The sequence below is a fragment of the Flavobacterium frigoris PS1 genome (assembly GCF_000252125.1).
Classification (GTDB): domain Bacteria; phylum Bacteroidota; class Bacteroidia; order Flavobacteriales; family Flavobacteriaceae; genus Flavobacterium; species Flavobacterium frigoris_A.
Genome location: NZ_AHKF01000018.1, coordinates 754,998 through 781,839, shown reverse-complemented (window position 1 = coordinate 781,839; position 26,842 = coordinate 754,998). Strand labels below are relative to the sequence as shown.

24 protein-coding genes are annotated in these 26,842 nt (G+C 33.7%); 15 read left to right on the top strand and 9 right to left on the bottom strand.

The features are described 5' to 3' along the window. Window positions 1–638 precede the first annotated feature (638 nt). The 7 genes from HJ01_RS17975 to pyrR form a co-directional block, all read right to left on the bottom strand. A complete protein-coding gene (locus HJ01_RS17975) occupies window positions 639–767 on the bottom strand; it encodes a hypothetical protein (protein WP_007138726.1) in 129 nt (42 codons plus the stop codon). Window positions 768–1,161: 394 nt separating this feature from the next. Next, window positions 1,162–1,665, bottom strand: coding sequence for a CAP domain-containing protein (locus HJ01_RS12115; protein ID WP_007138725.1), 504 nt, complete (start codon window positions 1,663–1,665; stop codon window positions 1,162–1,164). 161 nt (window positions 1,666–1,826) lie between these two features. Continuing rightward, the gene (gene pdxH / locus HJ01_RS12110; protein WP_007138724.1) at window positions 1,827–2,471 is read right to left on the bottom strand and encodes a pyridoxamine 5'-phosphate oxidase; all 645 of its coding nucleotides are present in this window, start codon (window positions 2,469–2,471) and stop codon (window positions 1,827–1,829) included. Between the two features lie 36 nt (window positions 2,472–2,507). Further along, window positions 2,508–3,413 carry a ribonuclease Z gene (locus HJ01_RS12105; protein WP_007138723.1) on the bottom strand — a complete coding sequence of 302 codons (906 nt, stop codon included), beginning with the start codon at window positions 3,411–3,413 and terminating at the stop codon, window positions 2,508–2,510. Window positions 3,414–3,473: 60 nt separating this feature from the next. Further along, window positions 3,474–3,806 carry a hypothetical protein gene (locus HJ01_RS12100; protein WP_007138722.1) on the bottom strand — a complete coding sequence of 111 codons (333 nt, stop codon included), beginning with the start codon at window positions 3,804–3,806 and terminating at the stop codon, window positions 3,474–3,476. Between the two features lie 53 nt (window positions 3,807–3,859). After that, complete coding sequence (locus HJ01_RS12095) at window positions 3,860–4,786, bottom strand: aspartate carbamoyltransferase catalytic subunit (RefSeq protein WP_007138721.1); 927 nt, start codon at window positions 4,784–4,786, stop codon at window positions 3,860–3,862. Window positions 4,787–4,844: 58 nt separating this feature from the next. Further along, the gene (gene pyrR / locus HJ01_RS12090) at window positions 4,845–5,384 is read right to left on the bottom strand and encodes a bifunctional pyr operon transcriptional regulator/uracil phosphoribosyltransferase PyrR (RefSeq protein WP_007138720.1); all 540 of its coding nucleotides are present in this window, start codon (window positions 5,382–5,384) and stop codon (window positions 4,845–4,847) included. A gap of 304 nt (window positions 5,385–5,688) precedes the next feature. On the opposite strand from pyrR, the gene HJ01_RS17755 reads away from it, so the two are divergent. Beyond that, complete coding sequence (locus tag HJ01_RS17755; protein ID WP_162829161.1) at window positions 5,689–5,862, top strand: hypothetical protein; 174 nt, start codon at window positions 5,689–5,691, stop codon at window positions 5,860–5,862. 60 nt (window positions 5,863–5,922) lie between these two features. Here the strand turns inward: HJ01_RS17755 and HJ01_RS12085 are convergent, their stop codons facing one another. Together HJ01_RS12085 and HJ01_RS12080 are read right to left on the bottom strand one after the other, a co-directional pair. Then, window positions 5,923–7,542, bottom strand: coding sequence for an ABC-F family ATP-binding cassette domain-containing protein (locus HJ01_RS12085; RefSeq protein WP_007138719.1), 1,620 nt, complete (start codon window positions 7,540–7,542; stop codon window positions 5,923–5,925). Between the two features lie 173 nt (window positions 7,543–7,715). Continuing rightward, complete coding sequence (locus HJ01_RS12080) at window positions 7,716–9,749, bottom strand: beta-N-acetylhexosaminidase (RefSeq protein ID WP_040473884.1); 2,034 nt, start codon at window positions 9,747–9,749, stop codon at window positions 7,716–7,718. A 489-nt stretch (window positions 9,750–10,238) separates the two neighbouring features. On the opposite strand from HJ01_RS12080, the gene HJ01_RS12075 reads away from it, so the two are divergent. From HJ01_RS12075 to HJ01_RS12010, 14 genes are all read left to right on the top strand, one after another. Next, window positions 10,239–11,900 carry a hypothetical protein gene (locus HJ01_RS12075; RefSeq protein ID WP_007138717.1) on the top strand — a complete coding sequence of 554 codons (1,662 nt, stop codon included), beginning with the start codon at window positions 10,239–10,241 and terminating at the stop codon, window positions 11,898–11,900. Between the two features lie 153 nt (window positions 11,901–12,053). Further along, window positions 12,054–13,238, top strand: coding sequence for a hypothetical protein (locus HJ01_RS12070; protein ID WP_007138716.1), 1,185 nt, complete (start codon window positions 12,054–12,056; stop codon window positions 13,236–13,238). 468 nt (window positions 13,239–13,706) lie between these two features. Beyond that, window positions 13,707–14,324: a GNAT family N-acetyltransferase gene (locus tag HJ01_RS12065; protein WP_007138715.1), complete on the top strand. Its 618-nt coding sequence runs from the start codon at window positions 13,707–13,709 to the stop codon at window positions 14,322–14,324. Between the two features lie 68 nt (window positions 14,325–14,392). Beyond that, on the top strand, window positions 14,393–15,586 hold the full coding sequence (locus tag HJ01_RS12060) for an argininosuccinate synthase (RefSeq protein WP_007138714.1): 1,194 nt from the start codon (window positions 14,393–14,395) through the stop codon (window positions 15,584–15,586). Further along, entirely contained in the window at window positions 15,579–16,556 is a 978-nt protein-coding gene (gene argC, locus HJ01_RS12055) for an N-acetyl-gamma-glutamyl-phosphate reductase (protein WP_007138713.1), read from the top strand. Before HJ01_RS12060 ends, argC begins: the two co-directional genes overlap by 8 nt. Window positions 16,557–16,640: 84 nt before the next feature. Next, entirely contained in the window at window positions 16,641–17,777 is a 1,137-nt protein-coding gene (locus HJ01_RS12050; RefSeq protein ID WP_007138712.1) for an aspartate aminotransferase family protein, read from the top strand. Window positions 17,778–17,861: 84 nt separating this feature from the next. Further along, window positions 17,862–19,058, top strand: coding sequence for a glutamate-5-semialdehyde dehydrogenase (locus HJ01_RS12045; protein WP_007138711.1), 1,197 nt, complete (start codon window positions 17,862–17,864; stop codon window positions 19,056–19,058). Window positions 19,059–19,180: 122 nt separating this feature from the next. Continuing rightward, window positions 19,181–19,942 carry a glutamate 5-kinase gene (proB, locus tag HJ01_RS12040; protein WP_007138710.1) on the top strand — a complete coding sequence of 254 codons (762 nt, stop codon included), beginning with the start codon at window positions 19,181–19,183 and terminating at the stop codon, window positions 19,940–19,942. 68 nt (window positions 19,943–20,010) lie between these two features. Next, the gene (locus tag HJ01_RS12035; RefSeq protein ID WP_007138709.1) at window positions 20,011–20,958 is read left to right on the top strand and encodes an N-acetylornithine carbamoyltransferase; all 948 of its coding nucleotides are present in this window, start codon (window positions 20,011–20,013) and stop codon (window positions 20,956–20,958) included. Further along, a complete protein-coding gene (gene argB, locus HJ01_RS12030; protein ID WP_007138708.1) occupies window positions 20,948–21,733 on the top strand; it encodes an acetylglutamate kinase in 786 nt (261 codons plus the stop codon). Before HJ01_RS12035 ends, argB begins: the two co-directional genes overlap by 11 nt. Window positions 21,734–21,798: 65 nt before the next feature. Then, complete coding sequence (locus HJ01_RS12025) at window positions 21,799–22,869, top strand: M20 family metallo-hydrolase (RefSeq protein WP_007138707.1); 1,071 nt, start codon at window positions 21,799–21,801, stop codon at window positions 22,867–22,869. Window positions 22,870–23,141: 272 nt separating this feature from the next. Continuing rightward, window positions 23,142–24,422, top strand: coding sequence for an argininosuccinate lyase (argH, locus tag HJ01_RS12020; RefSeq protein ID WP_007138706.1), 1,281 nt, complete (start codon window positions 23,142–23,144; stop codon window positions 24,420–24,422). A 151-nt stretch (window positions 24,423–24,573) separates the two neighbouring features. Beyond that, complete coding sequence (locus HJ01_RS12015; protein ID WP_007138705.1) at window positions 24,574–25,572, top strand: DUF2157 domain-containing protein; 999 nt, start codon at window positions 24,574–24,576, stop codon at window positions 25,570–25,572. Next, entirely contained in the window at window positions 25,556–26,716 is a 1,161-nt protein-coding gene (locus HJ01_RS12010; protein ID WP_007138704.1) for a hypothetical protein, read from the top strand. The genes HJ01_RS12015 and HJ01_RS12010 overlap by 17 nt, the downstream gene beginning before the upstream one ends. The last annotated feature ends 126 nt before the right edge of the window (window positions 26,717–26,842 follow it).

Genomic DNA, 26,842 nt, shown 5'->3' with positions numbered 1-26,842 from the left:
AATATTGTATGTGTTCTAATTCTTCTCAAACATACTTATATTTCCGTTTAAATACCAAAAATAATCGACGAAATACACATTTTAATTTTAATAATCTTCCTTTTCTTACATTAAGACACTAATGTTTATATTCTATAATAAAAAATTTTAACAACTATTTCATTAACTTAAATCATAAGCGCTTTTTTACTTAAGTCATTATATTAAACTGAATATATCTAAGAGTAGTTAAATCGATACTTACTGCTTAGCCAAAATAAAAAAAACTAAAAGAAAAAATCATTACAAAGACAAAGAATTATGTATTGGAAAAAAAAGTTGTTAATATTTTCTTCCGTCAATTGAACGTACTCTGATTGAAATACCAAAATGGCAGTAATAACATTTCATATTTATCTTCTGCCTTGTACCGACCAATCAAGGATTAAAGACTAGATATGCTACAATTAAAAACAAGATCTCTGTAACTGATTTAGCTCCTATTGACTCGATTAAGCCTTGAGAACGAATAATAAAATTTTGATGACTAACTACATATTTATTAAGCATATAATCATCGTGCATCCCGCTGCTTTTAAGGAAACAAAGTTGTTTTTTACTAAAGAACTAAAAATAATATTTTTTCGATACGCATTAATTTAATCCATAATTTGAATTTCAGCAACACAATGAGAATAGGCTGTTATAGCTATTTTTGTAAACACTAAAGTAGTTGAATATAAATTGGTTAAGGTAGACTGGGAAGAATCTATAGTCCAAGAATTCATAATACATATTATTAACATACGTAATAATAAAGGAAGTGATTTTAATTTTAATAAAGTTTATAGTAATTTGATTATCAAATAATTTAATTCGACTATTATTTCAAAAGTTTAGTAATTACTACGAATTATTGAAATTAGCAACTACATTTTCGGATATGAACAAACTAATTAAAAATCAATAATTCAAATAAGTTTAACTATAGATTATTTACTTTTCTTACAATATACAGTGAGATTTTTGCAGTATAAAGTGAATTATTATTGAATCACATACTTATTAAATGTATTTCTTTTAGAAATTCAATATTCGATTAAAAGCGTCAACAATTACAGCATTCCCAAAAAAAAGCATAGGCTGTATCCTAAGGATACAGCCTATGCTTTTTTTAACAAACTATATTTTAGCAAAAATATTAGTGTAGTATTTTTTACCTGTTGTAGGATTTTCTCTTATGGCAATTCCGAAATGAGTAAAATTACCTTCTATATTTTGTTTATGAGCAGGGCTATTTAACCAAGCGTTTAAAGCTGCTTGAGGCGAACTGTAGTTATATGCTATATTTTCCCCTACTGTTTTTGCTCCCAAAACTTTTATTATATTTTCAGAACGAGCTACAAAATCATCATGGTTCACCACATTGTTTGTAATCATATAATTATCATGCTCTTCTGACTTGTATGAAATATGGTTAATCTTTTCTAAAGTATTTAACCCAACACTAACTCTGTAATCATTTATCAACTTCATCGCTTCTAATTCATTTGCGCTATAGGTATAGTTTACGACAGCTTGCGATTTTGCCTCTACTGGAGATGCTTCAGTAGCATCTGAAGAACAAGAATTCATTGTGAATATAACTGCTGAAAGTAATACGGCACGGAGTAAATATCTTTTCATAATATAGTAGTTAAAGTTTAAAGTAGATTGTGGGGCAAACTCCTTTAGGATAATATTGTATGTGTTCTAATTCTTCTCAAACATACTTATATTTCCGTTTAACTACCAAAAATAATCGACTAACTACATCTTTTAATTTAAATAATCGTCCTTTTCTTACTTTAAGGCGATAACCTCTCTATTTTCCAAGAAAAGTTTTCTTCACTCGTATATCGTATTCTGTCATGCAGACGGTTAGGTCTTCCTTGCCAAAATTCAACCTGCGTGGGAATGACTAAAAAACCGCCCCAATGTTTTGGTCTTGGAATTACCATGCTGTCAAAATCTGCTTCTAATTGTTTTAAATTTTCTTCTAGATAAGCACGAGAAGGAATAACCTCGCTTTGATTAGAAACAATAGCACCCAACTTACTTCCTTCGGGTCTTGAATCAAAGTAATTATCAGAAGTGTTTTCTGTTGTCTTTTGGGCTATTCCTTTAATTATTACCTGACGCTCCATACTATGCCAGAAAAAAGAAAGACAAATTTTAGGATTTGCGGCAATAGCCTTTCCTTTTTCTGAATTATAATTGGTATAAAAAATAAAACCATCCTCAGTGAATTTCTTCAACAAAACAACTCTAGCCTTAGGGAAGCCGTCTAAACCAACTGTGGACACCGTCATAGCGTTAACCTCTTCGTTACCGCCAAATTCTTCTGTTTCATGAAACCATCTATTAAATAAGTTGATTGGATCTTCCGGAATATTAGATTCTAACAACTCACTCTTTTCATAGGATTTTCTATAGTTACTCAGATCATTCATTTTTATTCTTTTTAAATTTGTTGGAATTCTAATACATTAAAAATCAAAACTTTTCCCATCCTCTGCCAGTAGCACTTGAGGAAAAATAGTTTCAGCCTCTTCTTTAAATAATTTTATATTTTCATATCGAGTAGAGTAATGTCCAAGAATTAATTGCTTGACAGTAGCCTTCAAAGCGATAGTTGCAGCTTCTTTGGCTGTGGAATGCAGTGTTCTTTTTGCTAAATTCTCTTCCGATTGTAGAAAAGTAGATTCATGATATAAGATATCCACATCACTTAGTAGTGGAATTATTTTTTCATTATAAGCGGTATCTGAACAAAAAGCGTAACTCTTTTGAGGTACAGGATCAAATGTTAACAGATGATTCTCAATAAGCCTCCCATCGTCCAAAATGATATCTTTTCCGTTTTTAATATTTTGGTAGTAACAGCTATCAATTTCAAAGCTTTGAACAGCATCTACATTGAGTTTCCTTTTATCTATCTTTTCTTGAAACAAAAAACCATTGGTGTATATACGGTGTTTAAGAGGAATTGTTTTTACCGTAACTTTCTCATCTTCATAAATTACTTGGCTATCACTTGATTCCAATTCGTGGAAATGCAAACCATAATTTGTCCAAGAATTAGACAAACGTAATTGCAACATAATGATTTCCTTAATCCCTTTGGGACCATAAATATGCAAATCAGTTGCTCTATTTAGCAAAGTAAAAGTAGATACTAAACCCACCAGTCCAAAGAAATGATCCCCATGTAAATGGGAGATAAATATATGATTAATTTTAGAAAACCTGATTTTATTTTTGCGCAGTTGTACTTGGGTGCCCTCTCCACAGTCAATCAGAAAAAGTCTGTTTTTAATTTCTAAAATTTGAGAAGTTGGATTGGTAAAGGTGCGTGGAGTTGCTGCATAGCAACCTAATATTGTTAGTTTCAAAATTATGAGTTTCGATTAAAGGCTTGAAGCCAAATTCTACCCTAAAGATTAGCGTTTTTTTTAAAATCCTAAATCCCTTTCAATCTCTTCCATTTCAATAATGTCATGCGCTTCTAGTAATGAAGGGACAACAGTAAGCGCATCAGGAATCGCATTATAGTCAAAATCAGAGATTACAATAATAAAAGATTTTTTCGCTTTTTTGTGCTGTTTGGATAAAGGTGAAAACAATTTGATGTCATTTATAGTCAAATCATTATGATACGAAAGGTCTATTATTATATTATGCTTTTCATATGTTTTATACTGGTGAGTCACTTTCATCAAAAAAGAAGTAAAATCGCCTTGAGTATCTTTAATTGTAACCGTGTGTCCTTTTTGATCTACTTTCATCTACTTTTATTTTCAAAATTAGTATGTAACCAAGTTAGTGAAGATTTATGAAATTACTGAATTTTTGAGGCCAAAAGATAGATTACCGCCATTCTTATGGCAACTCCATTCTCTACTTGGTTCAAAATAACTGATTGATGCGAGTCAGCAACCTCTGATGTTATCTCTACTCCCCTATTTATAGGGCCCGGATGCATAATCACAATTTCTTTGCTTAACGAATCTAATAAGGTTTTATCTAAACCATATTGTTGTGCGTATTCTCTTGTTGAAGGGAAAAAATTCACATCCATTCGTTCATTTTGTACTCGTAACATATTGGCCACATCACACCATTCTAATGCTTTTCTGAGGTTGGGCTCCACTGTCACTCCAAGTGACTCAATGTGTTTTGGTATCAGTGTTTTTGGTCCGCATACTTTAACTTCGGCTCCTTGCATTTGCAATGCATATATATTAGATAGTGCCACCCTTGAGTGTAAAATATCTCCAACTATAACTACTTTTTTACCGCCCACATCTCCTAGTTTTTCTCTAATCGAATAACTATCCAATAAGGCTTGTGTAGGATGTTCGTGCGCACCGTCTCCAGCATTTATAATACTTGCCTTTACGTTTTTCGACAAAAAATAAGCAGCACCAGGATTAGAATGTCGCATTACAACCATATCTACTTTCATAGAAAGTATATTGTTTACGGTGTCAATAAGAGTTTCTCCTTTTTTTACTGAAGATTGAGCTGCTGAAAAACTGATAACATCTGCTGATAATCTTTTTTGCGCTAGCTCAAAAGAAAGTTTTGTGCGGGTACTGTTTTCAAAAAAAATATTGGCAATAGTAATATCTCGTAAGGAAGGTACTTTCTTTATAGGACGATTAATGACTTCTTTAAAATGATCGGCCGTTTCAAAAATAAGGTCAATATCACTTTTGTTAATATATTTTATCCCTAATAAATGATTTACGCTTAATTCTTTCATTCTTTTACAATTATTATTGCTTTGTCAGCTTAGTTTTTTGAACGTTTAATTATACTGATTAGTTAGTAATCAAATAAACGACATCTTCAACGTCATTTTCTTTCCAATTTACCTTGACTTTCTCGTTGTTTATGGCATCCACTTGTCTTCCCCTATAATCTGGTTGAATAGGTAAATTGCGGCTAAAGCGCCTATCTATTAGAACAAGTAACTCTATTTCTGATGGTCGTCCAAAAGATTGGATTGCAGTCAATGCAGAACGAATACTTCGGCCTGTAAATAAGACATCGTCAATAAAAATAACTTTTTTATTTTCGACAATAAAATTAATCTTCGTCTTATTTGCCTCTAAAGGCTTATCCGTCCTACGGAAATCATCTCTAAAAAAAGTAATGTCTAAATAGCCTAGTTTGATTTCAGGAGTCCCGTATTCATTTTCCAATAGCTCTTTCAGTCGCTCAGCAAGAAAAGTTCCTCTTGGCTGAATACCGACCAAGATGGTATCTTTAAAATCGAGGTGTTTTTCAATTAGCTGACAGGCCAAACGGTGCAAAATGATATTGACTTCTTTGGAATTGAGCAAAACTTTTTGAGTCATAGTAAAGTAGTGTGTTTGGTGTCGCAAATATACAAATTCAAATTTATGATTTATTAATTATAGCCCTAGAATATAGTTTTCATTTATCATTTGATACAGATAACCAAGTCGATTAATGCCAAAGGCATTCCAATGGTGCTTATCTATTCGTTTTTAATCACTTTTTACAAAAGAGTAATCACTAGCCATAGTACAAATAATTAAGTTATTAAATAAAGCTATTTTATAACATTCAATGCGAATTATGTAACTAATTTATTTTGCCATTTGGTAATTTTATAATTCAATTTTAAATCAATTTGCCATGATAAACAAAGGAACAAAAATCTTCATACTTTTTGTAATACTGATTTCATTTACAAGCTGCTCCGTGATTGGAGGAATCTTTAAAGCCGGTATGGGCGTAGGAATAATTATAGTAGTGGCTATACTCGCGATCGTTCTATTTGTAATCAGTAAACTATTTGGGAAGAAATAATTCGAAAAAAAACTCCTGCAATCAAATTGCAGGAGTTTAATAATAAATGATTCGTGTTATTTATTTTGTATACATTTTTGTTCTTAATTCTTGAACTTTTTCATCATCCAAGTATTCGTCAAATGTCATATAACTGTCTATTGCACCATTAGGAGTTAATTCTACTACTCTATTACCGACCGTTTGTGCAAACTCATGATCATGAGTTGTAAAAATCACAGATCCTTTAAAGTTCTTTAATGAATTATTAAAAGCAGTAATTGACTCTAAATCTAAGTGATTTGTAGGTTCATCTATCATTAATACATTCGCTCTTTCCATCATCATTCTAGATAACATACAACGTACTTTCTCTCCTCCTGATAATACTCTACATGTTTTCAATGCTTCTTCTCCAGAGAAAATCATTTTACCTAGAAAACTACGGATATTTACCTCGTCACGTTCTTCTTCTGTTTTTACCCACTGACGTAACCAGTCAACCAATGACAAGTCACTCTCGAAAAAAGAATGATTTTCTACTGGTAAATAGGCTTGATTTGTAGTAACTCCCCAATCAAAATTACCTGAATCTGCAGTTTTATTCCCGTTAAGTATTTCGTAAAAGGCTGTTGTTGCGCGTGAATCTTTAGAGAATAATACTATTTTATCTCCTTTAGCCATGTTCAAATCAACGTTTTTAAACAATACTTCTCCATCAACAGAAGCACTTAGACCTTGAACATTTAATATCTGATCTCCTGCTTCACGCTCCTGATCAAATATAATCGCTGGATAACGACGACTTGAAGGTTTAATCTCCGATATATTCAATTTACTAATCATTTTTTTACGAGAAGTGGCTTGTTTTGACTTGGCCACATTCGCGCTAAAACGACGAATAAATTCTTCTAATTCTTGTTTCTTTTCTTCGGCTTTTTTGTTTTGCTGTGCACGTTGTTTAGCCGCTAATTGACTAGATTCATACCAGAAAGTATAATTTCCTGAATAATGATTAATTTTACTAAAATCAATATCCGATATATGTGTACAAACGGAGTCTAAAAAGTGACGGTCATGAGATACTACAATAACTGTATTCTCATAGTTTGCCAAGAAATTCTCTAACCAAGCGATAGTTTCAAAATCCAGGTCATTGGTAGGCTCATCCATGATAAGTAAATCAGGATTTCCAAAAAGTGCCTGTGCCAAAAGGACACGAACTTTTATTTTTCCCTCAAGATCTCCCATTAATGTATAATGGTGTTCCTCTGTTATTCCAAGATTGGATAGCATAGAAGCGGCATCTGAGTCGGCATTCCAACCACTCATTTCCTCAAATTGCACTTGCAATTCCCCTATTCTATCTGCATTTTTATCATTATAGTCTAAATAGAGCTCGTCCATTTCTTTTTTTATAGAGTATAACGTCTTGTTCCCCATTATTACGGTTTCCAATACGGTATGCTCGTCAAACATATTGTGGTTTTGATTTAAAACCGACATACGTTTTCCCGGCTCTAAATGAATGTGTCCTGATGTAGGATCCATTTCGCCCGAAATTATTTTGAGAAATGTTGATTTTCCAGCTCCATTGGCTCCGATAACTCCATAAATATTACCATGTGTGAAGGTTGTATTTACTTCGTCAAACAAAATTCGTTTGCCAAATTGAACTGATAAATTATTAACTGTTAGCATAAATTATTTTTATAAAAATTTTTGCAAAAGTACAAAAAATTACTGATTTTTTGCGTAGCAAACCAGATTTTAATGAATTGCATTCTGCTTACTAGTATATTAATTATCCAAAAAAAATCCTGACGTAAGTTCGTCAGGATCATATCAATTCAAAAGCCACAATAATCGTCAGTCTATGGCATTTCTGATAGTTTTTTTAAACTATTGTACACTACTAATTCTACATCGGCATTTTTCTTAGAATTGCATTTTTCTAATAAATTAGTCAAGATTGTAGGCTGTACAATTTTCTTGTTTTCAATCTTAAGCAATAGCAGTTGTGATAGTTCACTAAGACTTTCTGACAAAGGTAAAAGTGGTTGAATTAAAGGCGCATTTGCACTTAAATCAATCAATTGACCATTCATAGCGATCCATTTCCTAAAAAAATCAGTTACTACAATTTGGTTCTCTGGGCTTTTATTTTCCAAATAGGCCATCACCGCCTTGTCAAAATCATAGGCATCATAGGCATCTGCAGTACAAGCATCTGCAAACAGGGTTAGCGGTGAATGCATGCGGTATTTTTTCCCACCACCATTACGAGAATAGTTCTTTAAAGGCTCACATACATTAGACAAATCATTTATTGGAGCTGTAGATTGGTTATTACTAATATTTCTTAAAATCACCTCTTTGTTCCTAATATGGGAAATTCCCAGTTCCTCTAGTCTCCAGGAAATCGTCTTTAGACGTTTGTGCAAACTGTTCAAATCTGTAATATCCGCTTCAGACCACAATCGTTCCGCTATGGCTGCAGTTCTAGGCCATATTCTTGAATCAATATTTAAAGGTGTAACAAGTTCGCTCCACATTGCTGCTTCTCCCCCTAGAATCTTTACTTTTTCTTCGGAACTTAAGGTGCTATTGCTCGGAATTGGATCGTTCAAATAATGCTTGTCTATACTAAGCATCAAATCAATATAATATCCATTTGACAAAACAGTTTGATAACCGTTCTTCGCTGCTTTAGCAAGCGAACCTCCAGAAGCTTGACCTTCATTAGTTCCTCTCCAAGCATGAATTATAGCATTCTTAGACATATTTTCTGTCATTATTTCTTCCCAACCCATCAATTTCTTATTATGTTTTTTCAACATTGGAATCAATTGCATATTAAAATAAGTTTGCAAATCATGATTGCTACTCATTTTATTTTCCGTCTTAAATTCTTGAATCTGGGGATTCGCATTCCATTCTTTGCCATTGTTTTCATCACCGCCAATATGAAAATAATCCCCTGGAAACAACGGGCATACCTCGTCAAAAATTTCACCTAATAGTTGATATGTTTTTGGATTTGTAGGATCTAGAGTCGAATTATAAATACCTGAGTTTCTTTTTACGGTATAAGCTGGGTCAGCGGCTAACTTACTCCCTATTTCAGGATACGCAGTTAGTAAAGCCGAAGCGTGGCCTGGAACATCAATTTCCGGTACAACTAGAATCCCTCTCTCGGCTGCATATTTTACGATATTCTTGATTTCCTCTTGGGTATAATAACTTCCATCGGTTGACAGTTCATTCAATTTTGGATGATTTTTCATTTCTATTCTCCAGCCTTGATCATCGGCCAGATGCCAATGAAAAACATTCATTTTCATTGATGCCATAGCATCCAAGTTTCTTTTAATCACATCCACTGGTTGAAAATGTCTTGCAGCATCTATCATTAATCCTCTCCAGATAAACCTTGGCGAATCTGAAATCGTAACGTTCGGAAAATAAAAAGAAGCACTACTATTTTGCAACAATTGCAAAAGCGTCTCCAGACCATGCAAAGCCCCTAAATCTGTTGTGGCATTTATTAGTATCTTATTAGACACAACAGTAAGTTGGTAACTTTCATCTTCCTTTAATTTAATTTCGCCATTGCGAATAATATTTATTTGTAATTCCGCTTCCGGAACTTCATTTATTTTGGTCAAATGTGCTTGTTCCAGAAACAGTCCCGTTCTCCCATCCAATCTTCGAATAAACTGGGTTGCCCCAATAAAAATCCTAGAATTAGGGTCTCCTGTAATATTGACTTTAAAGCTTTTTGTTAAGGAAAAATTACCGCCTTGAAGACTGATTTCTCGAGGCCAAGGCATTAGGTTTAAATCGTCGAGTTTTATTTGTGCGGTCGAACTAATAACAACGAAAAGAAAAAATAAAATGTATCGCATATGTTTTTTTTGTCGGTTTTAATATTACTTTTTATTAATTAAATCGCTTCTACAATTCCAGAACTTCATATTCCAGAAAGGCTAAAGCATAGCAATGTAAGCTTTCTCGTATTTGTTTTAATACTTTCACTTCAGTCCTTCAATCGAATTAACTTCATTCTTATGAAGATATACATTTTATGAAATCAGATTACTTTACAACTGCATTAGTCAGTTTGCACGACTACTTCAACTTGCAATTTGCGAAATTCATAATTCCAAACCACTAAATTTGCAAACTTATTTCTAAAGCTACAATTAAATTCTTTACTCAATATAAAATAGCGAAATTCTTAAATAAAATTCAGCAATATTTAACAAAAAGTGAGTATTCTATAAATATAACGTGATTTATACTAAATTGTTTTTTTTTAATTCACTTAACAAATATATTTACGGTCTTGCAAAAAGAATATTTAACTAACCTTAAAATTAAACTATTTTATAATTATGAATACAGAACAAACAAAGTCCAATAATTCGGCGCTTTACACGCTTATTACCGTGTTTTTCTTTTGGGGATTCATAGGTGCATCAAATGGAGTTTTCATCCCTTTTTGTAAAGCTAAATTTGGCTTAGATCAATTTCAGAGTCAGCTTATTGATTTTGCTTTTTATGGTGCTTATTATATTGGCGCAATTTTACTTTTTATATTTAGTAGTTTGGCAAAAAAGGATATTCTTAATGCTTGGGGATTCAAAAAAGGGATTATCTATGGTCTTTTAGTAAGTACTTTTGGAGCAGCCTTGATGATATTAGCCGTAACAGAAGGTAATTACTTATTTATTCTTGGAGCTTTATTCATAGTTGCTTTGGGTTTTTCTTTACAGCAAACATCTGCACAGCCTTTTGCAGCATCTCTTGGAGAGGCTCATACAGCATCAAGCAGGTTAAATCTTGCCGGTGGAATTAATTCATTAGGAACAACAATAGGACCGATAGTTGTTTCAATTGCACTATTTGGTGTGATTGCCGGAGTTAATATTGAAGAATTTGCACAAAAAGAAAACTCTTTAGATTCCATGAGAATACTATATGTATTTGTTGGTGGACTATTTTTATTAGCTGCTGCATTATTCTTCTTTTCAAAAAAATTGCCTGCTGGAAAAAGCGATTCTACTTTTGAACCAGCAAGTAAAGCAATGAAGACCTTGATTGCCATTACGGTAATTTTGATAGCTGTATTTGCTTACATATTTTCTCGATATGAAGACCCAGAGTTTATCACTCGCTTTTTAGAGAATAACGAAAAAGATTACTTAGGACTCGGATTAACCGTTTCTACCTTGCTAATTGTTGTAGTTGGATTATTATTTGCCAACGCGACGGCGCAAAAAAATGCTGAGGGATGGGGTGCAATGAAATACCCACAATTAGTATTAGGGATGTTAGCACTTTTTACCTATGTGGGTGTAGAGGTAACAATTGGTAGTAACCTAGGTGAATTATTAAAAACCGCTGATTTCGGATCTATCACTGGTCCTGCATTGGCACCATATATGTCAATGTACTGGGGAAGTTTAATGATTGGTCGTTGGGCAGGTGCAATTTCAGTTTTTAACCCTTCGAATCAACTTAAAAAAATATTATTAATTGTTGTTCCTTATATCGCCTTTGGAGTAGTTTTAGCTGCAAATGCTATTTCGGGACAAGATGTCACTCCTTTATATGCTTATGCTTTTGTAATTGTGTTTCAAATTGGTGGTTTCTTCTTAGGTAAAGACCAACCTTCAAGAACATTAATGATTTTTGGTTTAATGGGAATGACAGCCATGCTAATTGGATTATTTACAACAGGAACAATTGCAATTTTTGCCTTTATGAGTGGTGGTTTATTTCTTAGTATCATGTGGCCGTCAATTTTTTCTCTTGCTATTGCAGGATTAGGAAAGTATACTTCTCAAGGTTCTGCATTTTTAGTAATGATGATTTTGGGTGGTGGAATTATTCCACCTTTACAAGGTAAACTTGCTGATATCATTGGTATTCATGCTTCTTATTTTATACCAGTTCTTTGCTTTGCTTTTATTGCATTCTACGGTTGGAAAGTGATCGAAATACTAAAAAAACAAGGTATTGGACATGAAATTGAAGTTGGCGGAGCACACTAAATTCATCTTCAAAAACTAACTGTCTATATAAAAAAGGAGTTATAATTCTTAATTCAAAATAAGAGAACCATCAAATTCATTTTGATGGTTTTTTTATGGCATTACTTTTGAATTTAAAAAATCTAATAAATACATTTGTTTAAACGATTCCATATGAAAAAAACTATACTCCTTCTTTCGATTACACTCTTTATTTCGGCTTGTGGCGTAAAACAAACACGCAATTTACTTACTTCAGGTAATTATGACGATGCTATTGACAATTCTGTATCCAATTTAAGATCCAACAAGGACAAAAAAGGAAAGCAAGATTACATCTATATACTAGAAGAAGCTTTTGCAAAAGCAAAGGAGCGCGATTTGAATTTAGTCAATCTAATGACTCAGGCTGCAAATCCTTTGAATCTTGAAAAAATATACAACACCTATTTATTGTTACACAATCGTCAAGAAAAAATCAAACCCTTGTTGCCTTTGAAATTATTGCAAGAAGGTAGAAATGCCAAATTTCCATTCAATAATTACAATAGTGAAATCATTGAATCCAAAAATGCATTGTCCCATTTTTTATATGCAAACAGCAAAAAACTGTTACTATCTGTCAATAAAATGAATTACCGTAAAGCTTATGATGACCTCGTTTACCTGGATCAGATTAATCCCGGTTACAAGGACATTTTGAGCCTGATGGAAGAAGCACAATTCAAGGGAACTGATTTTGTTAAAGTATCTTTAAACAACGAAACCAACATGGTGCTTCCTATCCGTTTACAGAATGATCTTTTGGATTTCAATACTTTTGACATGAATGACAAATGGACTGCCTATCACAGCAATACAGAGAACGGTGTTGATTATGATTTTCAACTAATTCTAAATTTTAGAAGAATTGATATCTCTCCAGAACAGCTGAAAGAGAAAGAGATTACAAAAGAACAAAAAATAAAAGACGGACTAAGAACCCTAATCGATAAAAACGGAAAAGTGGTAAAAGACAGTTTAGGAAATCCTATAAAAGTCGACAATTTTAAAACAATCCGAGTGAGAATTTATGAGTTTAGCCAATTTAAAGCTTGCCAAATAACAGCACAGGTCGATTACGTTAATGCTAAAAACCATCAGTTATTAAAGTCATTCCCACTGGCAAGTGAGTCCGTTTTTGAAAACACATATGCAACATATAAAGGCGACAAACGAGCTACTGATGATTCCTACTACTCCTACTTTGACAAAAGGAATCTTCCCTTTCCTAGCAACGAACAAATGGTTTACGATACTGGCGAGGATTTGAAAGCCAAATTAAAAGAGATTATAAGTAGAAATAAATTTAGACAATAAGATCTGACCTAACAAGACCATAAACGCTCCTTGAAACTCTATTTTAAGGAGCGTTTACGATTTCAAAATAACAATTAATTAAAATTTTGTTAGAAAAAGAAAATTCATGCCTGTGTATTAAAAATATGTGTACTTTTGTATCGATGAATAATATAAGTGTACATATAACTTCTATCTCACGGATAAACAGAACTTCTACTTCTCCCGAAGTACGGATGCTATTAGTATAGTGCCCAAAATTAGTTTTACTTTATTTTTATTCATATTTCATTTTTCCAATTTTGAAAATTCAACTGTTAAGCATTGGATTAGCATATCCTAAAAAAAACAAATTACTCTATTTTATAACTTTTATATCTAATTGTTATTCAATACTTTATTTCTATGTTTTTACAGATAAGTCCAATAACTTTTGGTATTCAAATTTGACTTCTAACTCATTTTTTAATAAAAAATTCATCTTCTGAAATGAATATCTCAATTATTATAGCTCAGGAAGAACATTTTAAGTACGCACAAGTAATTTGCGATACCATAGAATCGTCTGCCCTACTGAGAGGAACCGGAATTGCAAAACGTACTCCGGAATACATCCAAAAAAAGATGGAAAATAAGGATGCAGTAATTGCATTAGACAATGGTGTCTTCGCTGGTTTTTGTTACATCGAAAGTTGGCAAGACAGCAATTACGTTGCACATTCCGGACTGATAGTGCATCCTGATTATAGAAATTTAGGTTTGGCAAAAAAAATCAAATCTAAAGTTTTTGATTACTCCTTGGAAAAATATCCAAATGCTAAAGTATTCGGAATTACAACTGGTCTAGCCGTAATGAAAATAAATTCAGAACTTGGATACAAGCCTGTCCCATTTTCTGAATTGACTACTGACCCAAGTTTCTGGAAAGGATGCCAAACATGTACCAATTATGAAATTCTAAAAAGCAAAGAGAATAAATTGTGCTTGTGTACAGGAATGCTTTATGATCCTAAAGAAAAGCCAAAAACACCTCCAAAGCATCCGTTTAATGTCCGGATTTGGAACCGATTAAAAAAAATTAAACAATCGCTCTTCTTACAAGATTAATTCGAATATAAATAAAAAATATAATCAGCTAAACGCCTGCAAGCCGATAGCCCATAATAGCTCAAAAAATGAAAAAAGTTGTATTAGCATATAGTGGAGGTTTAGATACCTCATATTGCCTTAAGTATTTAAAAAACGAAAAAGGATATGAAGTTCACACCGTATTAATAAATACTGGAGGTTTTGATGATGAAGAGCTAAAAGCCATTGAAGAAAGAGCCTACGAGCTAGGAAGCGCAAAACACGCTAACCTTACCATCGTTGATAAATATTATGATAAAGCTATTAAATATTTGATTTACGGGAATGTACTAAAAAATAACACCTACCCTCTATCCGTTAGTGCAGAAAGAGTTTTCCAGGCTATTGAAGCCATAAAATATGCGAAATCTGTAGGTGCCGAAGCTATTGCTCATGGTAGTACTGGTGCTGGAAATGACCAAATACGTTTTGATTTGATTTTTCAAACCATCGCTCCTGAAATTGAAATCATTACTCCTATTAGAGATTTAAAATTATCAAGACAAGAAGAAGTAGATTATTTGTCAAAAAATGGAGTACATTATTCTTGGGAGAAAGCACAATATTCTATCAACAAAGGACTTTGGGGAACAAGTGTAGGAGGAAAAGAAACCTTAACTTCTAGTCAGCCACTTCCAAGTGAAGCTTATCCTTCGCAATTGCAAAAAGAAGGGGAAGAGAAAGTAACGTTACATTTTGATAAAGGACAAATAGTAGGGATCAACGGAAAAATAGATGCTCCCACTAAAAACATTGTCATCCTTGAAAAACTAGCAAATGCTTATGCTATTGGTAGAGATACCCATGTAGGTGACACTATTATTGGAATTAAAGGAAGAGTTGGTTTTGAAGCCGCTGCTCCCTTAATCATCATCAAAGCTCATCATTTATTAGAGAAACATACTCTTGGAAAATGGCAACAATACTGGAAAGAACAACTAGGAAACTGGTACGGAATGTTATTTCACGAAGGACAGTTTCTTGATCCTGTAATGAGAAACATCGAAGCTTTCTTAGAAGACACGCAAAAAACGGTTAACGGAACTGTAACAGTCTCACTTAAACCATATCACTTTACGCTTGACGGAATCGAATCTGAAAATGATTTAATGAATACTGGTTTTGGACAATATGGCGAAATGAATAACGCTTGGACATCTGATGATGCTAAAGGTTTCATCAAGATTCTAGGAAATGCACAAAATATATTTTCATCTGTAAACGACATAAGTTATGATTAATGTTGGAATAATAGGAGGTTCAGGATACACGGCTGGGGAACTAATCAGGATTTTGATGTTTCACCCAAATACCAAGCTTGATTTCGTTTACAGCACGACTAATGCAGGAAAGCCCCTTTCTGTAGCGCACCATGATTTAATGGGTGATATCGAAATGAACTTTACTGATACAGTAAACCCAAATGTAAATGTAGTTTTCTTGTGTTTAGGACATGGAAAATCAATCTCATTTTTAGAAAACAACAAATTTGCAAGTCACACGAAGATTATCGATCTAGGAAATGACTTTAGATTAACGAAAGATAAAGAGTTCGAAGGAAAGTCTTTTGTTTACGGTCTCCCTGAACTGAATAAAACCCACATTAAAAATGCAAACTATATTGCTAATCCAGGTTGTTTTGCAACAGCAATACAACTAGCTTTATTACCGCTTGCAGCAAATGGACTATTGAATAACGACGTTCATATCAATGCGACTACTGGAAGCACTGGCGCAGGAGTTTCTCCTTCGGAGACTACACATTTCAGCTGGAGATCAAATAATATGTCACATTATAAAGCTTTTGAACACCAACATTTAGGAGAAATTAACCAAAGTGTCAATCAATTGCAATCTAATTTTACAAATGAATTAATTTTTGTACCTAACAGAGGGGATTTTGCCAGAGGAATTTTTGCAACTCTTTACACAACTGTCGAAGAAAGCTTAGAGGACTTGATTGCTAAATATCAGGCTTTATATCAAGACCAACCTTTTGTAACAGTTACCACTACTAATATTAATATGAAGCAAGTAGTGCAAACTAACAAATGCATTATTAGCTTAATGAAAAAAGGAAATCGGTTATTAATTACTTCGGTTATTGATAATCTAGTTAAAGGCGCTTCTGGACAAGCTATACAAAACATGAATTTAATGTTTGGACTAGATGAAACCACTGGATTGCATTTGAAACCTTCAGGATTCTAAAAAATTTGTTTCAAGTTTAAAGTTTCAAGTTACAGTGCTAACTTTAAACTTTAAACCTTAAACCATTTAAACAAAAAAATCAAAATGAACTTATTTGACGTTTACCCATTATACCCTATTACGCCTGTAAAAGCATTAGATTGTATCATTACAGACGACAAAGGAATTGAATATTTAGATTTATACTCTGGTCACGGAGTAATTTCTATTGGTCATACCCAACCGTATTACGTGGCGAAAGTAAAAGCACAATTGGATAATTTGAGTTTTTATTCAAATGCAATTCAGAATCCACTTCAAGTAGAACTAGCTGATAAACTAGGGAAACTTTCGGGTTATACTGATTATAGCTTGTTTTTGTGCAGTTCTGGGGCTGAGGCCAATGAAAACGCTCTAAAAATGGCTTCTTTCCACACCAATAAATCCAGAGTAATTTCATTTGATAATGCTTTTCATGGACGTACTTCTGCAGCAGTAGCAACTACCGATAATAAAAAAATTATAGCACCGTTAAACGCACAGCAAATAGTTACTTTCTTGCCATTGAACCAAATTGATTTGGTGGAAGCGGAATTAAAAAAAGGAGATGTTTGCGCTGTCATAATCGAGCCAATCCAAGGTGTAGGTGGATTAGACCAAGGAACTACCGAATTTTTTCAAGCCTTAGAAAAGGTATGTAAAGCGAATGATGTGGTTTTAATTTTGGATGAAGTTCAATCTGGTTTTGGAAGAAGCGGGAAGTTTTTTGCACATCAATACCATGACATCAAACCAGACATTATCTGTATGGCAAAAGGTATGGGTAACGGATTTCCAATTGGTGGTATTCTAATTGCTCCTCATTTTGAAGCGAGTTACGGTTTATTAGGAACTACTTTTGGCGGAAGCCATCTGGCTTGTGCTGCAAGTATTGCAGTTTTAGACGTAATTGAAAGTCAGAACTTAATGGAGAATGCTAAAAAAGTAGAAACCTATTTTATGGAAGCCATCAAAGTTATTCCTGAAATCATAAAAGTGAAAGGAAGAGGATTAATGCTAGGTGTCGAATTTGATTTTGACGTAAGTGCATTAAGAAAAAAAATGATCATTGAAAAGCATATTTTTACCGGTGGATCTAGTAACAAAAATTTACTGAGAATTCTACCTCCTTTAACAATTACAACTGAAGCAATTGACACTTTTATCGTTGCACTGAGAGAGTCATTGGCTGAATTGAAATAACTTTCAAAATATACAAGTCATATAAACTCTTAAATTTATATGACTTATAGGTTGGATTTTTTTCTCAAACACAAAATTAAAATAATGAACATAGTATTATCCATAGAAAATAGAAATGCCGTATTAAGTCGAATGGCTGTACTTCTAGAGGAACAAAGAGCTAATCTTAAGACAATTAATCAACAGGATTTAAACAATTATTCTGGTGATGATTTGGCTATGGAGAAACGTTTATTAGTAGACGATAATAAAATTGACGGCATGATTTTGTCACTGCAGCAATTGACAAGCCAAGAAGATCCAATTGGTCAAGTTCGTTTTAATTTCACCCATGATAACGGATTGAAAATTAGTAATAAAACAGCTGCTTTTGGAACTATTCTTATCATATATGAGTCTCGTCCTGACGTAACTGTTGAGGCTGGTGGAATAGCATTCAAATCGGGAAACAAAATTCTATTGAAAGGTGGTAAAGAATCTTTATTATCAAATCAGAAGATTGTTACTCTTTGGCATCAAGCCTTAAAAGATTCTGACGTTGATACATCTTGGGTTGAATACTTAAATTATGACCGAACAGAAACACAAGCATTTTTAGAAAAACCAACACAAAAAGTGGACTTAATCGTTCCTCGTGGTGGTGAAAATCTAATTAATTTTGTAAAAAAACACGCTAGCTGTCCCGTTATTGTAAGTGGTAGAGGAAACAACTTTGTGTATGTAAACAAGGAAGCTGATTTAGATCAGGCTCTTGCAATTATTATCAATGGAAAAACCTCAAACATATCAGTTTGCAATGCTCTAGATAAAGTATTAATTGACACTAATCTTCCTGATTGGGAAGCTTTCGCAAACAAACTTACAGCAAAATTAAAGGAGTTTAATGTTACCGTTCTAGGAGATGAAGCTTTTGCAAGGGCGACTCAAGTACCGCTTATAGAAAACGATTTGATTTGGTACGAAGAATTCCTAGATTACAAAATTGTTATTGGTACAACTAATTCCGATCAAGAAGCGATTGAAAAAATCAATAAATATTGCGGAGGACATTCCGCTTCGATAATTACAAAAAATGAGGCTATCGCACAGCAGTTTATGGATAACGTAGATACTGCGGCAGTATACCATAATGCTTCTACACGCTTCACCGATGGTGGTCAATTAGGGCTAGGTGGAGAATTAGCCATAAGCACTGATAAACTACATCAAAGAGGCCCTATTGGTTTACAGCATCTCGTTACCAATAAATGGTATATTTACGGTGATGGGCAGATTCGGTAAATAAGTCATAAAGTCGAAAGATTGAAAATAGGAAAATTCAAATATTAACAACACTTTGCGAACTTAGCGCTTATCAACGTTTCGTTTAAAAACTAACTTTGCGCACTTTGCGGTTAAAAAATATGGCAAAAAAAAGAGTATTACTAAAAATTGGAACCAATACACTAACCAAGGAAACCAATCATATTTCCAGAGGAAAGATTGAGGATATTGGGATGCAAATAGCTGCTTTAAACGACGAATACGAATTTGTAATTGTGAGTTCTGGCGCCATCGCTGCGGCAAAACAATTTGTAAAATTGGAAAGTAAAGGCAAAGAGATAATAGTCAAGCAAGCCTTGGCATCCATTGGTCAACCTCATTTGATGCGGATTTTCCATGAAAATTTCAGTGATTTGGGATTATTGACTTCACAGTGTTTATTGTCGTATTCTGATTTTGAAAAAGAGCAATCCAAGATTAACATCGTAAACACCATCAACGTATTAATCGAAAACAATTACATACCGATTATTAATGAAAATGACACGGTGGCGACGGACGAAATTCAGTTTGGTGACAACGATAAATTAGCAGCATTAACTGCTGTGTTACTAAAAGTCGATATTTTAATAATTGCAACGAATACCAACGGAATTTATACGAAAGCTTCTATTCATAATGACATTCCAGAAACCATTTCGCTAGTAACTGATTTACAATTGATGCAACAAGAAGTAGGCGATTCAAAATCATCCCAAGGAACTGGTGGAATGCAATCTAAAATTGAAGCAGCGGCGATAGCTAAAGCTGCTAATATTGAGACTTGGGTAGTCAATGGGTTGAAAGACGATTTTATTTTGAACGCAATAAAAAATGCAATTCCATTTACAAAGATTGTATAAAAATTTAATTTGGTTAATCGAATATTCGGTTAATCGATTAAATAAACTATCGATTAAACTATAAAATAATGAATTACATATCAATACAAAATATCGATTCCCTTTCTGAATGGGTAAAAGCAGCTTTGAAAATAAAAAGTAAGCCACTTAAAAATAAAAAACTAGGAAAAAACAAGACCTTAGGGATGTTGTTTTTTAATCCAAGTCTAAGAACGCGTTTGAGTACTCAGAAAGCCGCTCTGAATTTGGGTATGAATGTCATGGTGATGAATTTTACTAATGAGGGATGGACTTTAGAATTCGAAGATGGAGCTATCATGAACCAAGGCGCTTCAGAGCATATCAAAGAAGCTGCTGAAGTAGTGTCGCAATATTGCGATATCATCGCTGTACGAGCTTTTGCTGGATTGGTAGATAAAGAAAAAGACAATGCCGAAACTGTTTTGGCAGGTTTTCTGAAGTTTGCTACAGTACCAATAGTCAATATGGAAGGCTGTACAGGTCATCCACTGCAAGCACTTGCAGATGCGATAACCATGCAAGAACACAAAACAAAACATAGACCAAAAGTAGTTTTATCTTGGGCACCACACCCTAAAGCTTTACCTCAAGCTGTAGCCAATTCCTTTGTGGAAATGATGCAGTTACAAGATGCTGAATTTGTAATTACACATCCAGAAGGTTACGAATTGAATCCAGAAATCACAAAGAATTCAACAATCGAATACGATCAAAACAAAGCTTTTGAAAATGCTGATTTTATTTATACTAAAAACTGGAGTAACTATGGTGATTATGGAAAAATCACTAATTCAGATCCCAATTGGACAGTGACCGCCGAGAAAATGAAATTGACAAACAATGCCAAATTCATGCACTGTTTGCCAGTACGACGTAATGTTATCGTTAGTGACGAAGTGTTGGATAGTGAAAATTCAATTGTCATCGAACAAGCAAATAACAGAACTTATGCAGCCCAATTGGTTTTGCAAAAAATATTGAAGAATGGAGAATAAAGCAGCTGTTACAATAGTTAAAATTGGAGGAAATATCATTGATGATGCTTCGGAATTAAAGCAGTTCTTATCTGATTTTTCAAGAATAGAAGGTTATAAAGTATTGGTTCATGGTGGAGGAAAATCCGCTACAAAAATGGCAAAAAGCATTGGTCTTGTTCCGCAAATGATTGATGGACGTCGCATTACTGACGTTGCTATGCTTGAAGTTGTTGTGATGATTTACGCAGGACAAATCAATAAGGATATTGTAGCTCAATTACAAGCCAATGACACTAATGCAATGGGGTTTTCAGGCGCTGATGGAAATTTAATCCAATCTGAAACAAGAAACCATCCCACTATAGATTATGGTTTTGTCGGTGATGTGCAAAAAGTGAATACCGCGTTACTCGAAACTTTAATTTCAAATGGAATTGTTCCTGTATTTTGCGCCATCACACACGATAAACAAGGACAATTGTTAAATACAAATGCCGATACGATTGCTAGCGAATTGGCAATTGCTTTATCTGAAGTATTTGAAGTAACCTTAAACTATTGCTTCGAGAAACCAGGGGTTTTATTTGATGCTGAGGATGATTCTTCTGTGATTGAAAAAATGAATCAAGAATTATACACCAAATTAAAGGCTGAGAAAGCCATCCATTCTGGTATGATTCCTAAACTGGATAACTGCTTCAATAGCTTGTCAAAAGGAGTTCAAAAAATAAAAATAGGCCATCATAGAATGTTGCAAGACAAGACAGCAATTTACACAAATATCGAACTCTAAAAGTTAAATACAAATTTTCAAAAAATAACAAAACTTAGTGCCTCTGGGCCTTAGTAGAAAAAAATATGAAAAACACAGAAACACTTAAGCAGGAAGCCATCGCATTATTAAAAAATTTGATTGAAACCCCGTCTTTTTCTGGTGAAGAAGATCAAACGGCCGCTTTAATCGAAAAATGGTTTGTAGCAAACGAGATTCCTTTCGAGAGAGAAAACAACAATGTCTGGGCTTATAACAAATATTTTGACAAAGACAAACCTACCCTTTTACTTAATTCGCATCATGACACGGTAAGGCCAAATCAGGCATATACAAATAATCCTTTTAAAGCAATTGTCCAAGACGGTAAGTTATACGGTTTAGGGAGTAATGATGCTGGTGGTTGTCTCGTTTCGCTTTTGGCTACTTTTGTGCATTTCTATGCTTCAGAAAACTTGCCTTATAACATTGTAGTTGTTGCTTCGGCAGAAGAAGAAAGCAGCGGAAAAAAAGGCTTGAACAGCGTGTTAAAAAGCTTACCAGAATTAGAATGTGCCATCGTTGGAGAACCTACCTTGATGCAGTTGGCAATAGCCGAAAAAGGACTTTTAGTACTTGATGTCAAAGTAAAAGGCACGCCAAGTCATGCTGCACATCAAAATGATGACAATGCCATTTACAAAACAATTCCTGTAATGGAATGGTTTAAAAACTATCGTTACGAGAAAATATCAGAACAATTAGGTCCAGTAAAAATGACCGTAACTCAGATAAACGCAGGAAAACAACACAATGTTGTACCCTCAGAATGTGATTTGGTAGTTGACATTCGTGTGAACGATTGTTATACTAATCAGGAAATTTTACAAACCGTTCAAGAAAATATTGAAGCTGAAGTTACGCCACGTTCCATGAATTTAAGCGCCTCTTCAATTCCGGCAACACATGGTTTAGTGCGGGCAGGGATTGCTTTAGGAAGAACTACCTATGGTTCCCCTACCCTTTCTGACCAGTCCGTTTTGAGCTGCAAATCGCTTAAAATGGGACCAGGCGACACTTTGCGTTCACACTCTGCTGACGAATTCATATATTTGAACGAAATTGAGGAAGGAATCCAGCTGTATATCAAAATACTTGGGGATTTTTTAAAGCAATAAAACAATTAGGAGCTTTTTACTTCGTCAGTTCGCCTTGCTCGTGCCCTGCTATCCGCTATATTCCCGACAAATAAAAACTACGGCTTGAAAAAAGCCTTGTTTCTCTAAATCGGGACATGCAGCTGTTATCAGGGCTAGAATCAAGTATAGCGATACAATAGTCTACACGAAAAGACAAACTCTAAGTACACTCTGAGTATCTCAGCAAAACAAAAGAATACTATTTAAGCTTCAATCAAAAACTTGAAACTTTAAACCTGAAACAAAAAATTATGAAACTTTGGGAAAAAGGAATACCAACAGATAAACAAATTGAACAATTTACTGTTGGAAACGATAGAGATCTAGATTTAGTTCTTGCTAAATATGATGCCTTGGGTTCAATTGCTCATGCTAAAATGTTAGGAAATATAGGCTTATTAACTACCACTGAAACTGATTTTTTAGTATCCGCTTTAAACGAAATCATTGCTGATGTCGAAAAAGGAAACTTTGTAATCGAAGATACTTTTGAAGATGTACATTCGAAAATCGAATATATGTTAACCTTAAAACTAGGTGATGCCGGTAAAAAGATTCACACAGCACGTTCTCGTAACGACCAAGTTTTAGTTGACGTCAATCTGTATTTAAAAGACGTAGTTAAAGAGCTTAAAGAGCAAGTAAAAGCTCTTTTTGATTTGTTGATGGAATCGGCAGAAAAACATCAAAATGTATTATTGCCGGGTTATACACACCTACAAATTGCAATGCCTTCTTCTTTCGGAATGTGGTTTTCAGCTTATGCCGAAACTTTAATTGACGATATCACTATGTTGAATGCCGCCTTGAAAGTTGTAGATCAAAATCCGTTAGGTTCAGCTGCTGGTTACGGAAGTTCGTTCCCAATTGACAGAACTTTCACCACAAAAGAATTGGGTTTCAAAACCTTAAAATTCAATTCGGTAGCAGCACAAATGAGCCGCGGAAAATCGGAGAAAACATTAGCTTTTGCTATGAGTAGTGTTGCCGCTACTTTAGCTAAATTCTCTATGGATGTGTGCTTATACATGAGTCAGAACTTCGATTTCATTACGCTGCCTGCACATCTTACAACGGGATCCAGCATCATGCCACACAAGAAAAACCCAGATGTTTTTGAGTTGATTCGTGGTAAATGCAACAAGATTCAAGCGTTGCCATACGAAATCACTTTAATTACCAATAACCTTCCATCTGGTTATCACAGGGACTTACAGCTATTGAAAGAAGGATTATTTCCTGCCATTCAAAACCTAAAAGCTTGTTTAGATATCTCTATTTTTTCTATCAAAGACATCAAAGTAAGAGATAATATTTTAAACGATCCAAAATACAACTACTTGTTTACTGTTGATACATTAAACGAAATGGTGGTCGCGGGGATGCCTTTTAGAGACGCTTATAAAGCCGTTGCTGAGCAATTGGAAAATGGAACATTTGAATCTCCAAAAGAAACGAAACATACACATGAAGGAAGTATAAACAACTTATGCTTAGCTGAGATAAAGGAAAAAATGAAGCTTGCTTACTAAACTACAATCTTACAATAATTATCTAACGCACTGTCAATCACAGTGTGTTTTTTTTGATCCTAATTTAAAGTCACAAAACGAATAGAACGCTACTTGTTTTACAATCTAGGAATAAATGTATATTTGATAGGAGTAACGAAAACACAACGCTATGGGGAAATTTGAAGAAAATGCTACTAATAGACTTTTTGAGAAACAATTAATCGACAAAGAGCAAATGGATCAGATTGCCGCTTATCGCAGATTAAATATCTTTTCAGTAAATACTGAGCTCAAATTATTCCTATATCTCTCCGTTTTATTGTTTACTTCAGGAATTGGTATCTTAATTTATGAAAATGTTGATAGCATTGGCCATATTGCCATTCTTAGTTTATTATTAATAGTAACTGTAATCTGTTATTATTTTAGTTTTAAAAATGCTGTAGGATTTCACAAACAACAAACTTATTTTGAGAACCCCTTATTTGACTATCTCATTCTTGCAGCCATACTTTTAAGTTGCACTTTCATAGGGTACCTCCAATTTCAATACGGTACATTTGGTACCCATTACGGCTTAGCCACTTTGATTCCTACTGCAATTGCATTGTTTTGCGCCTACTATTTTGATAATAAAACTGTTTTATCCATTGCAATAACTGGGCTCGCAGCCTATATCGGATTATCGGTAAGTCCGCAAGCCTTGCTAAATAATGATTTTCAGCAAACAGATTCCTTAAGTTACTCCGCCATTGCTTTGGGTCTTGTATTAATTATTTGGTCCATTTATAGCACTAAAATTGACTTAAAAAAACATTTCAACTTAGTCTTCTCGACTTTTGCTTTACATTTAATCAGTATTTCTTGTATCAATAATTTGTTTGAACCTTATTGGGGAGTATTTATTATCCTATTAGCGGTATGTTGCTATTACTTTTATACAGTAAGCTATAGCCTTAAATCAGTATCCTTATTTGTGTTCACTATTCTTTATACCTATTTTGGTTTAAACTTCCTTTTATTTAAAATTATTGACTTAATTAACATTGAAGATTTAATGATACCATTCTCTTTTTTAGTGCCTTTTTACTTTATCGGTTCTATAATTCTATTTATTCGTCTTATTAAGAAATTCAATAAAAACAACGCTGATGATAGTATACAATAAAGAAGAACTTGAAAATGTGACGCTACTTGACCAAGCCCAATCTTTAGAAAAAGCTGGTTTTATGAATAAAAAGCAGTATGACGAAATTTCAAAAGAACTCATAATTCCTAAAAGGCATAACAATCTACTAATAAGAGGGGCCTTTTTCTTATTAGGTATCTTTTTATATTCCTCGATTTGCAGTTTCTTTACTTTAATCATTGTAGACTTAATTGCTGAAAACTTTAAAATTCTAATTTTCCTTTATGCCCTTGTTGGTTTTGTAGCAGCAGAATTCTTGAGTAAGCAAAAATTTTATGGATATGGATTAGATGATGCTTTTATAGTAGGAGCGCAACTAACTTTGGCCTTGGCCATAGGAATTTCAACAGATGGAAATGGATTAATCATTTCTCTAATACTAATGATAACTTCATTACTAAGTTATCTCCGATATATGCATTTATCTATGGCATTGCTGTTTTTTTTTGCTACAACCTCTAGCTTGGTTTATACTCTTTTTGAACTAGGTGCTACTGGGAAAACCATTTTACCATTTGTATTGATGTTGTTTTCGGCAGGAATCTATTATTCTAGTAAACCGATTCTTAAAAATTTAAAACCAACATTTTATCATAAAGGAGTTTTGTTAGCAAATAGTTTTAGTCTTATTCTGTTTTACCTATCAGGAAATTATCTTGTAGTGCGAGAGCTATCAGTTGCATTATTAGGTGCGGAGATTGATCCAAACAGCGACATTTCGTTTGCCTATTTCTTTTACGCTTTCACATTTATAGTTCCTGCAGCTTATTTGGTTTATTCTTTATTAAAGAAAGACCGTATTATGCTTTGGATTGGAGCATCGGCAATGACGTTCTCTATTTATAGTATTCGTTTTTACTATGCTATTTTACCCATTGAAACCTTCTTGACTATTGCAGGATTACTGTTGTTTGCTTGTACTTATTTTGCTATGAAGAAATTAAAAAATAAGGCAACGGGAATTACGTTCCGGCTAGATCGCTTTACCAAAGCCAATGCTTTTATGAATTCCGAAGCATTAATCGCTTCTCAGCTTGGGCTAAAACCTGAAACTGTACTAGAATCTGATATGGAATTTGGTGGTGGTGGTTTTAGTGGTGGCGGTTCAAGTGGAGAATTTTAGAAAAACAAAAAAAGCCAGGAATTCACAAATTAAAACAATCTAATTTATGAATTCCTGGCTTTTTTTACTTGCTATTTAAAAACTTCAGAAATAAAACAGTAGTCATACATTTAGTTGACTAAATAC